This window comes from Pseudoalteromonas sp. BZB3, assembly GCF_040104455.1.
Lineage (GTDB): Bacteria > Pseudomonadota > Gammaproteobacteria > Enterobacterales > Alteromonadaceae > Pseudoalteromonas.
The window spans coordinates 63,210-74,699 of the sequence record NZ_JBECOS010000020.1; the positions used below are offsets into that span (position 1 = coordinate 63,210).

General features: G+C 39.0%; 9 protein-coding genes. 4 read left to right on the forward strand and 5 right to left on the reverse strand.

The features are described from left to right. Nucleotides 1–259: 259 nt before the first annotated feature. The 5 genes from ABMY35_RS20450 to ABMY35_RS20470 all read right to left on the reverse strand — a co-directional run bounded on the left by ABMY35_RS20450 (nt 260) and on the right by ABMY35_RS20470 (nt 7,641). Nucleotides 260–871, reverse strand: coding sequence for an FMN-binding negative transcriptional regulator (locus ABMY35_RS20450; RefSeq protein WP_349287914.1), 612 nt, complete (start codon nt 869–871; stop codon nt 260–262). 165 nt (nt 872–1,036) lie between these two features. Continuing rightward, nucleotides 1,037–1,690, reverse strand: a complete 654-nt coding sequence (locus tag ABMY35_RS20455) for a DUF5034 domain-containing protein (RefSeq protein ID WP_349287915.1) — start codon at nt 1,688–1,690, stop codon at nt 1,037–1,039. 241 nt (nt 1,691–1,931) lie between these two features. Beyond that, nucleotides 1,932–4,730, reverse strand: a complete 2,799-nt coding sequence (locus ABMY35_RS20460; protein ID WP_349287916.1) for a collagenase — start codon at nt 4,728–4,730, stop codon at nt 1,932–1,934. Nucleotides 4,731–5,132: 402 nt separating this feature from the next. Then, nucleotides 5,133–5,303 (reverse strand): hypothetical protein, encoded by a 171-nt coding sequence (locus ABMY35_RS20465; protein ID WP_349287917.1) that lies wholly within the window; start codon nt 5,301–5,303, stop codon nt 5,133–5,135. 175 nt (nt 5,304–5,478) lie between these two features. Then, on the reverse strand, nt 5,479–7,641 hold the full coding sequence (locus ABMY35_RS20470) for an ATP-binding protein (RefSeq protein WP_349287918.1): 2,163 nt from the start codon (nt 7,639–7,641) through the stop codon (nt 5,479–5,481). 238 nt (nt 7,642–7,879) lie between these two features. Between ABMY35_RS20470 and ABMY35_RS20475 the strand changes: the two genes are divergently transcribed. From ABMY35_RS20475 to ABMY35_RS20490, 4 genes are all read left to right on the forward strand, one after another. Next, complete coding sequence (locus ABMY35_RS20475; RefSeq protein WP_349287919.1) at nt 7,880–8,128, forward strand: hypothetical protein; 249 nt, start codon at nt 7,880–7,882, stop codon at nt 8,126–8,128. Between the two features lie 14 nt (nt 8,129–8,142). Then, nucleotides 8,143–9,330, forward strand: coding sequence for an NO-inducible flavohemoprotein (gene hmpA, locus ABMY35_RS20480; protein ID WP_349287920.1), 1,188 nt, complete (start codon nt 8,143–8,145; stop codon nt 9,328–9,330). 310 nt (nt 9,331–9,640) lie between these two features. Further along, nucleotides 9,641–10,693, forward strand: a complete 1,053-nt coding sequence (locus ABMY35_RS20485; RefSeq protein ID WP_349287921.1) for a hypothetical protein — start codon at nt 9,641–9,643, stop codon at nt 10,691–10,693. A gap of 171 nt (nt 10,694–10,864) precedes the next feature. Beyond that, entirely contained in the window at nt 10,865–11,485 is a 621-nt protein-coding gene (locus ABMY35_RS20490) for a hypothetical protein (RefSeq protein ID WP_349287922.1), read from the forward strand. Nucleotides 11,486–11,490: the final 5 nt, after the last annotated feature.

An 11,490-nucleotide genomic window follows, 5' to 3' on the forward strand; every position in this document is an offset into this window, starting at 1 on the left:
ATACTTAATAACATTTTGACCGTCAAACATTAATGCTTATAAATCAGCAAGTTGAACTTTAACCTTTCTTGTAAAATTCATTCCCTGCTTTACATTGCATATGGAGTACAGCCTAATACCTACACAGTGTCTAGAGACCATAAATTAAGTGGGAGATGATAAATAAAAAACTCTGTTCCTATGAGCTTGCAGCATAACCACTTATGAACGCTCTATAAATTATAATGTGAAGATGCCAAACCAGAAATGGGTTGTACGTTTAATTCGTCTCAATACAACCAATACCGACATTTATTTTTTGCATGTATTGTGCAAGCATTTGTGATGCAGCGTCTTTTGAACTCAAATTATCAAAAACCCCTTGTTGATCGGTAGCACTTCGATGTTGTCCAAGCTTGAGCTTACCCTCTATACTTAAAATTTCTATTTCAACTCCAACGATAGCGCGAGACAAACGCGCATTAAATTCATGATTATAAATATCAACTTGATTGAATAAGTCTGCTTCGTATTTTTCAACTGTTTTAGTCACTACAGCCATTGTCTCTTGTCCATCGAGAAGTTTTACTCTTCCTTTAACGTTTACCGCAGCATAGTTCCATGTCGGTACGGCAGGGCCTTTTTCATACCAACTAGGAGAAATATATGCATGGGGCCCTGAAAAAATAATCAGCACTTCTTTTGCATCTAAGACTTTGTGATGTGAATTAGCTTTTGCTAAATGTGTATAGAGCGTGTTGCTATCTTGATCAAAAATAAATGGCAGGTGTGAGCTAACTAAATCTTGTGAAACTAAACATCCAAAACCAAAGTCATGGATAAATTGGACGGCAACAGCGTCGGGCATTTTTTGATTTTTTGGGATGTGCATAGTGTTACTCCTATTTGTTTAGAAGTAACACTAGTCAAATTTGGTCTATAAATATTCAACCAAAAACAAATTAAGTAATAGACCAGAGAATTCAAAAGTAGTTTGTAGTGATCTTTTTAATGTATGCCAAGCTATATGAATACAAGGTGCCACAACTCATCATGCTTATTGATTAAAACTAATCTCTCTAGACTCCAATAAGAATTGCTCTCCTGAGTGAAAATTAATTTCTATATAGAAAATATGATTTTGTTTATATTTGGGTTCTGTATTGAGCGCCAATTGGGTGATTTCTGCAGGCATATTGTCTGGCTGCGCAATGAACTCTGCCACAGAAAAATAGTCTACATCGCCATTTTGTTCACTGTAATAAGGAGAGTGTACGTAATCTAGGTACACCACATCAAAAACATCATTCAAACTGCTTCCTGCGGGTAAATCATCATTGAAAGCGGCACTAGAAGTAATCTTAATACTCGAAATGCGCTGCTCTGTGAAAGGTAACACAGGTGAGCAAGCATATGCTTTACTCATGAGTGAAAAGTCAAAGATAGAATCAAATCGTTTAGCGAGCGAGTTTTTCTCTATATCAAGTTTTATAATAAAGTTCTGAAAGTCAATGGCGTCAAGACTTTCATAAGCATCTCCACCAACATACTCTCCCCGCAGATCAGAATTAAATACACTCAGTGTATAGTCTTGAATAACATATTCTGGAGTACTCAGGTCTCCGCATGGCGTGTCTGGTCCCTCATCATTACTACAACCAGCAGTTAATAAGGCAAGGAAAACTGAGGTAAATACGGTGCAGCGTTTCATAGGTGCATCCTTTCTAGTTCAAATAAGCGTTTCTATTTTGATTCCAAATCGAGTTTATGAAAAGCCTTTAGCATCAGTTTTTAGTTTTATTCTTATCTAGTTTGTAAATTAATGTAACCGGGCAATAAAAAGGCCAAAACCTAAGGTGGTTTTGGCCTTTTGCTCTGGGGGTTGTTTTATAAAAAAATTAATAACTGATTTGCTTTTAAACGCTTTTTAAGTTCGCGTTAGAAGTCTACGCCTATCGACAACCTGGTGTGTTGTAATCAACCACAATTGAAGCTCCTTTGGCGTTACCCGATACTTTAAGGTAGCCCCAATATTGGCTTTGGTTGTTGATATAAATACACTCACCATTGCCGCTATTGGTAGAAGAAGCATCTACATTCGTGCTGGTAGGCCAGCCTTGGTTGCTATATTCAAGACTTAAATCGCCCGAGCCATTGGCGGTTGTGATTGCGATGCTGTTTTGGCCGCTTACATTTTCTAAGCTTAACCAGATTGTGTCTTGCTCAGCCAAACATCTCACTTGACCGTCATATAAACGACCACCTGTTACAGGACCACTTGTCGCACACGCATCAGGTACATTGAAGCCTGAACCTGCATTGAAGCTCGCCATAATCGACGTATCAAAGCTGTTGTAACCATAAACCATCACATGGTAAGTCCCAGCTTGTATATTACTGATCTCACATGTTTCGTTATTACCACCGATATAAGGACGGCAATCATAGTCAGACATGGTCGGCTCTGAACCAAACTTCACGTACAGATCGGCATCTCCAGTACCACCGTTTAAAGCAAAGGTCAGATTACTTGCACCTGCAGGTACCACAAACGTGAATTTCAATACGCTGTCTTGCGCGCCAGAAATAGCCTTTGATTCACCATTTTTCAATTGGTTGGTCGGCGTCGTATCACCTAAAATAGTTGCTGTTGTTGACTCAGTTCTGCTCGCCCCTTCTGTGTCAGTAGCAGTGAGTGTCACTGTATATTCACCTGCCTGTGCATAGCTATGTACAGGGTTCGCTTCAGAGCTTGATGTGCCATCACCAAAGTTCCATGTATAACTTGCGATGCTGCTTTCTTTATCAAATGAGCCTTGGCTAGAGAAATTAATTAGTTCAGCCTTGTTTGCCATATAGGGACCGTTAATCGCCACTACAGGTGCTTCATTTAATTTATCGCCGTTTGCAAGCTTTTGTGTCCACTGGGTAAATTCAGCATCGTAATCAACTGCCCAGTTGTTTAAACGCGCCTTATACGCTGCCCAATCACCAGTTCGAGTCGAGTTCAGCATCAACTTTACTTCATCTATATGACGTTCAAACATAAAGCGAACAGCTAGATAACCCCAGCGATAGATCCTGTCTTGGTCAAAGCCATCATAAGTTGTATTGAAGATTGTACCTAACGTGAAAGTTGAGCCATCTTTAATGGTATCAATCGCTGCTTGGTTGTTATCTTCATTGGCAATATATTCAGCAACGCCTTCACTCCACCATACAATGGCCTCTGTTGGTGCATTGAAGTCACCATATAAATCGAATCGTCCATCAAGGTAATGTACATATTCATGCTCTAAGTTCCACACATAGTGATCAGGGTTCGCATAACTGGCTTCGTACGCAATAAAGTTTGGCACATTACCTGGTTTCGAAGGGTCGCCCTCTAAATACATGCCGCCATTATTAGTGTTGATGCCGAAAATTGGTCCCCCATATTTGCCGTAGTCAGTGCTTGAATCAAAAATATTGACTTGCAACTGCACATTATTGTCATCAGCAACAGGCATATTGTTAGTATCTAGCTTGGTATGAAAATAACCTTCTTCGTAACCCATTTTGCTACAGGCTGCTTGATGTTGGGCCGTTGTCATATTCTGTGAACGGATTTTAATTGTGCTACTACAGATATATGTTTGCGAAAGAACTTGGTTTTCTAACTGTTCGCCGTAATTACAAATGCCATAGTCATTACAATTACCGTAATAACTGGCCGTATCAGCTGCACCTAACCAAGCTACATCACCAAAACCGACCATTTCATAACGACTGAAAATGTCTTTAAGTCCTGCATCAACTGAACTCTGAATGGCTGTATCTGAATATTTTTTAAGGCGGCCTAATTCTCGTGCTGCATTAGCCAACATAAACTCAGCGCTTGAATCAATCATATAATTGCTGGTTGAAAATTTTCTTAGTGCTGCAACAAGGTCGGTTTGCGTACCAATTTTTGCTTGAAATTCGTTGTTCCATTGGCCACGGAAAAGTAGAGTAAATACATTATTTACTGCATTTCGCATATTCCACTTTGTTGCATAACTCTCGTTCCAACGATTTAGCCACTGTGTAATGATTGGTAAATATACGTCTTGTTGTTCTGAGCTGTCCATTGTAATGATGACTTCAGATAAGGTCTGACCATGCGCATCATTGTCGTCGTAGAAGTGGCTATTATTTACGAAGGCATCAATCGCCTTTTTTATTGCTGGGGTCACCCAAGCTGCAAAAGTAATTTGATCGTTATAAAACTCAGCAAAGTAGCCCGCACGTAAGAATAAGAACATGGCTTCGATATTTGCATCACCACCACCTTGATAGTTTTGGCTTAGAGTTTTTACGTGATTTGCCACTGCATACATATTGTTCGAGTCAAATGCAGTTGCTTGAATATTGCTTGATGCTGAGAATAATTCGTTTACACATTGTACACCTTGAGACTTAATTTCATTGATTAAAGTCGTACTATTAGTGGTTGCCAAAGCATTAACATTACATACTGCCGCAGCCTGTTCATTCGCTAATGAGAATGCATTCATTTGCATCATTACAGGTTGTTCAGCATAGTGAGATTCTGCAGTCGGAGCATTTTCAACATGTGCTTCATTTTCTACACCATGGTGATGATGATGATGATGATGATGATGCTCAGTGTTGATGGTATTTGTTTGCTGCATTTGCGGTGCTGTCATTGCAAATGCAGTTATGCCATAAAGTGAGCCTGCTACCAGTACTGCAAGTTTTTTTATTTTCATTTCTCTTCCTTACTTGTTGTTTTTTATTTGAACAAATCGCTCAAACACCAAACATTAAAGCAGCACATTAACAAGAATGCAATATATTGTATGCAATTGTTAATCGTGAAAACAATTAATTTACAAAGCGGGCAGTTATTAAATTGGTTGTAAGCGTTTTAATTGACTAGGAATTATAAATAGAAAAAGAGGCGAAGCCTCTTTTTTATGTTCTAACTAAAAAATTATCGAGACTTAGCAAAGCTGTGTATCAGTGCAAAGGCCTGTAGTGACACACCAAACTCGAGAGGTGGTTACACCACCTGCAACTGCTGGTGTTTGCTTTTCATCTAATAGCTTGTGTTTTTTAGATAGATTTTTAAGCTTTTTTTATTTAGTTTCAACACATTAAACTCCTTTTGATTAGCAAGTGAAGCCAACAAATGATGTACAAATAAATGGGTGGGTAAATGTTTCGTCATCAATGGGCTTTGCACCACCACCGACCTGAGGTGTCGCTGCTTCGCCTAACTGTTTATTTGCTAAAGGTTGCTGAAGTGTTTTAAGGTTTTTCTTTTTAAGTGTAAGTTTCATCGTTCTTCTCCTTAGATAGTTGATGAAACATTAAATTAACATCTAACTACAAAAAGAGACAGAAGACCGTTAGATTGAATAAATATTAAACACCTTAAAAACTATCCAGAATTGAATATATAATTCAACCCCTCTTAACGAAGCGATCTATTATTAGGATTGGCATAATTGCGCCCTATCGGGCTATAGGTAATGTAATCTCTATTTTTAAGCCACCTAATTCACTGTGAGAAGCGCTAATTTCACCACCATGGGCTTCTACTACCTTTTCACAAATAGATAATCCGAGTCCCGACCCACCTAGATCGCGACTTCGAGACTTATCACAGCGGAATAAGCGTTCGAATAAATGCGGTAAATCTCGCTCAGATACACCTGGGCTTGAATCCGAGAAGGACAAAATTACAACCTGTTCAGTTTGTGAAACTTCAAAGCACACTTCCCCAGGTTTATCTGTGTAGTGGATAGAATTTCGACTCAAATTAGCAACGACTTGATGTAATCTTGCTGCGTCTACTTCAAGTAATGCCTTATCGAGTGATGACTTTTTCACCTCAAGATGTAAATCATGGTCGCAAAGTACATCTTCGATTTGCCCTGCTAAGTCATCGAATAACTCACTCGCATCATGCGTTTCTAAATTTAAGTTAAATGTACCTGTATCAGCCTGAGCGAGCTCATAAATATCTGATATTAGGAGATTTAGGTTATCTAACCTCTGATTTAATACCTTGTAGGTCGACTGAGGATCTGACACAAGATTATGTTCAAGTGCTTCTAAATGAAGCTTTAAAACAGCAAGTGGTGTACGTAATTCATGAGACACATCTGCAAGCAGCTGCTTTTTTAGCTCTAACGCTTGGTTTAAATGCTTGGTTTCTTGCTCCAACCTCGCTCTGCGTTGTCGAGTAAAAACCAACACAAACAAAATAATAAACAATAAAACAGCAACAATTGAGAAGCCAATATAACGTGTAAGTGTTTGTTCAGCTTTTAATAAAGCCTGCTCCGCTTTTGCTTGCTTTAACTCGAATTGACCTGCCACATACTCTGACTCAGATGCTAAAACAAGGGTCTTAAGACTCCCTTGTTCTTTCATTTTGTTTTTGTAATTCAAATGCATTTGGTTTTGCGCTTCAAATGCGCCTTCTAAATCACCTTTCCCTTGTAATGCTTGCGCTAGAAAACCGTAATGTTTAGCTATGTCTTTATTTTTGAGTGGCTCAGTTATTAAAAGCTGTCGGTGTGCCTGCTCATACAATGCATTCTGCAAATAGGTATCAATCAATAGATAACTTGCTCTTGCGTAAGCATTTATATTTTTAGTTATATCCAACTGCGTAATAATTGTTTCAAGTGTGTCTTGGGCTATTTGAAGTTTACCTTCGCGTAGATACATTTCACTGATATAAGTTTGCGTATCTAAAACAGCAAGAGGGATATCTAGCTCAGCCAAAATAGCTAAAGACAGCTTAAAATGTTCAGCAGCTCGTTCAAATTGTTTTAGCGCGACTTTCTGCTCGCCCATCCTTCTTAGCGTGACAGCTTGATCTTGTTTGCCATTAAGTCGTTTATCTATGTCGTGGACTTTATTGAAATAATCGTAACTTTTTGCATGTTCCCCAAGCGCAGCATAACTTTCAGCTAGCCCCCAAAACGTGTCGTTCATCCAAAACTCTTGAGACTTTTGCGGCAAATATGGAATTTTCTGCAGTTGCTGTAACTGGATCTCTAGTGACTTTTCAATTAAGTCTAAACTGGTGTAAATAGCACTTTTCTGCCGTGCAACTGCCATTTCAAGTTGCACATTTTCCGCTTTAACAGCCGCCTCAAGTGAGGCATCTAACGCGATCACAGCATCGGAGTATTTATTTAACTGTTGATAAGCATGAGCCAAAAACCGATTAGCATGAGATGATAAAGTATGTAATTCAGCTTGTTCAAAGAAGTTCGAAGCAGCAATTAAGTAAGGTATTGCCTCGAAGTGATTACCCCGGGTCATCGCCATATTACCGCGAGAGAGGTTCAACTTACCTGAGTACTCTAAGCTTTCAAATGACTCAAGTAAGGTTTCTAATCTCGCTAAATAAGTGACTGTTTGTTCAAAACACCCTTCTCGGATGCACACCAGACCAGCTCTATGAAGCACATATGCAGTTTGAGATTGTGTCAACACATTACTGTCCAATAAACCACCAGCCTTCTTGAGCAAAATTTGTCGCTCTTTAGATGACTTCAAGCTTTCTGCTTGCACCTTAAACTCATCAAACTCTGCGTTTGTTGAGCCGATAGCTACCACACTAAAAAATGCAAAAAACACAAAAAAAGTAATTCTCATACACCATATTAAACACTTGATTAACAACTAGAAGAAAGTCTAGCGCGTAATGCGAAACGATTCCAACTAAAGTCTAATTCAACCACACACGAATGAGTCAAATAGACTCACAACCAGAAAAGTCAAAATGACTCCAGCTTTATAAAAAGAAAAGTTAAAACCATTAATATCAACAACATAAAAATTGGCATCAATGTTGATTTATATAACTCGTCGCGTTTAATTAAGAGTAAGCTTTATGCAATCTAAAGTCCTATCAGAGCAACCCCTTTATCAATACTGCTTAAAGTTTGGCAGCCGTGCCATGGTGATTTTGTTATTACTGACGCTTTGCTCGCTCATTATTAGCTTTTCACTAGCAGAACAGTTCTCTTTGCCAGTGCAGATTGCTAGCCATATCGCAACAATCATTTTTAGCGCGTTATTCAAAGTTGCTTATGTGATCCGCTGTATCGGCGCTTATCACTTAGGTCACACTAGTTTTTAATATTGAGGAAAGTCATGTTAACCAAACAGCACATAGATATTGTTAAAAGTACGTCTGTGATTATTGAACAAGGTGGTAGTGCCATCACAGAGCATTTCTATAATCGTATGTTTAGAGAGAACCCTGAACTTAAACACATTTTCAACATGAGTAACCAGCATACAGGTCGTCAAAAGGTCGCGTTATTTGAAGCAATTCTGGCCTATGCAAAAAACATAGATAACCTGAGTGCATTAAAAAGTGCGGTAGAGCGCATTGCAAACAAACACACCAGCTTTCACATTCAGGCGCATCATTATGACATTGTTGGTCTGCATTTAATTGAGACGTTTAGGGAATTATTAGGCGCAGTCTTTACACCAGAAATAAAAGACGCTTGGACCACAGCTTATGGCGTACTCGCTGATATCTTTATCAATAAAGAAAACTCAATTTATGCTGAAAACGCCAATAAACTTGGAGGTTGGCAAGGCAAACGTGCATTTAGACTCACAAGTAAAACGCCTGAATCAAAATTGGTGACCAGTTTTGTGTTTATTCCTGTCGATGAACAAGCCGTTGCAGACTTTAAACCCGGCCAATACTTAGGTATTGAAATCAGCAATGAACAGTTTGAACATACTGAAATACGTCAATACTCTTTATCGGATAAACCTAATGGACGCAGCTATCGCATCTCGGTAAAGCGAGAGTTAGGTGAGCATAATGGTATTGTATCAAACTTCCTGCACGATCATTTGAATGTTGGAGATGTTGTCGACTTACATGCCCCCGTTGGGGATTTCTATTTTACAGATAAACAATCTCCGGTTGTGCTTATTTCTGCTGGAGTTGGCATCACACCAATGCAATCTATGCTTGAATTTAAGTCCGATATTAAATATCCACACCCAGTGACATTCTTACATGCCTGTGAAAACCAAGAACAACATTCGTTTGCACTGCAAACTGCAACTTTATGTGAGCAAAACCAATGGTCGCACCATACTTGGTTAAGAGAAACGAAACAGTCTCAATTACAGGAAAATCAATCTACTGGCTTGATTAATTTTTCGCAAATCGAACTGCCAAAGCAAACAGGTCACTTTTATCTCTGTGGGCCGATTGGATTCATGAAGTTTGCTAAAACCGAATTAGAAAACCTAGGTGTTTGCAGTAGTCGAATTCACTACGAGGTATTCGGCCCGCACGCCCAATTTTAACCTTTCTACATCCCAATAACGCAACCGAGCTGACCACATATGTTACTTCGGTTGCCTCTAGCCTCTAGCCTCTAGCCTCTAGCCTCTAGCCTCTAGCCTCTAGCCTCTAGCCTCTAGCCTCTAGCCTCTAGCCTCTAGCCTCTAGCCTCTAGCTAATACTATTTACTCATTTTAAATAATCGCACTAGTACTTTTTTGCAAACCCTGATAATAATACTACTACTTTAGTAATTAAAAAAAACAGACTAATACTTTTTAAGTATTACCAAGGATGTAACTGGGTCAGTTTTCCAAAACTTTGGGGTGCAATATGCATTTATTCGAACCTGATACAACCAATACATCAAATGGTGCTCGTCCACTGGTATTTTACGTCATCATCACATTCGTACTTTTTCTCATTACTTTTTTCAGCTTTCCTTCTAAAGCAATCACTGTGATGTCTGGTGAGTTAGACAAACATTTGAAGTCATATAACTATGGCACCAAAGCCGATGATCGCTGGGTGATGCCATCCGCACATGATCAAAAGGTATTCGAGAAAATGTTTGATGCCTTTTATCAACAAAACTGGCCGCTTGCTGAAGACTATGCCCATCAAATTGACTATTTAGTCATTCAGTTTTCAGATGTAGACACGGGTAATACTTACTACTTATTACAAGAGAAAAACCAATTACCAAGTGCCGATTTTAAAGGTGGCGGCACTTATGTGCTTAACCCAAATGGCCTAAATGCGGTACTTCAAGCACCTCACCCAAAGCGCGACTCTTTCACAGGTACGCAATCAATTGACGCTTTCTTACACACACAGAGCAAGTTACTAATGCTTGCAGGGACACGCCGTGACAGCAGTCATGATATCAGCGAATGCACAGGCACAAATTACTCTGCAAGCGACGTTGCGCACCAAACCGAGTCATATTTTCAAGTCGCCCACGAACAAGCTAGCAACTACGATGACACGACCGTATTTATTCAATATCACGGTTTTGGCTCTACCACTCGTGCCAAGTTACAATCTCAATGTGGTACCGATAACGACCTAATGCTTAATTTAAGTGAGGGTGTGCGTTATGCAACCAATGACAATGAACACAGTATTATGCAACTGCTCAGAAAAAACGTCGAAGCGGGTGGCAAAATTAAAGCCTGTGTTTATGGTAACGATACTAAAAGCCTGGGTGGTACGTGGAATGTGCAAGGTCGCCATTCAAATGGCTCTGTTGATAGTTGCCATAAAAGCGCAGATGCTTCTGCAAAACGCTTTATTCACCTAGAGCAAAGCTATGGTGTCAGAAAATATCATCGTGACGCAATGGCTGAACACTTAAAACAAGCTTTGAATCAGTACTTTCAATAAACTTTTATTTGACAAAGATCCCCCAAACAAAACGGCGTGCCAACACTCGCCGTTTTTATTATTGATGCCTTCTTGCTAATTCCTGTTTAATATATAGGTAAATTAAATTTAAAGTATTAGCTTTATTTTCAAGCTTACAGAAACCAGCTATACCATACGCAAGGATCATAAGTGGATTTAGTGTTACAAGAACAACAACAAAATACTATCGAGCAAGCAAAATCACTCCTGAAAAAAGGTTGTTATAAACAGGCAAAACTATTTTGCGAAAGTAATTGGGGGCCTATTAATACATGGATAAAAGAAGAACAACTAAGAATATCTAGCACAATATATGCTCATTTAGGCGGAGATCGTAACTCAGATGCTATTACCCTAAGGCTCTATCGTAGCCATAAGTCTTCACCTAAAGTATTGTTCGACTATTGGTATTATAAGCTTAATAACTTTGGCAGCATATTGGCCCAAGAGTTATTCGATAAAACTAAAACTTTAATCATTAATAAAGAATACACCGAAGATGTAATTGCTTTTGAAGCAATTTTAAAGGCTCAGTTTAACGATTTTGACCAAGCTGAAGAGCTTCTTTCCAATGCTCAAACACAATCAGACAATAAAATTTGGTTTGAGACCATCAGAATCCGAAATCTTATTTCACAAGATAACTTTGAGACTGCATTTGACTTAGCTTCGGAGCTATATGAGTCCTCTCCTAGGATCAGTACTCTACGTGCTTATTTCAATGCTAAACAACAGGTGAAAGGGCTAAAGCAAGCTACCTCTTTTCATTAAATGAA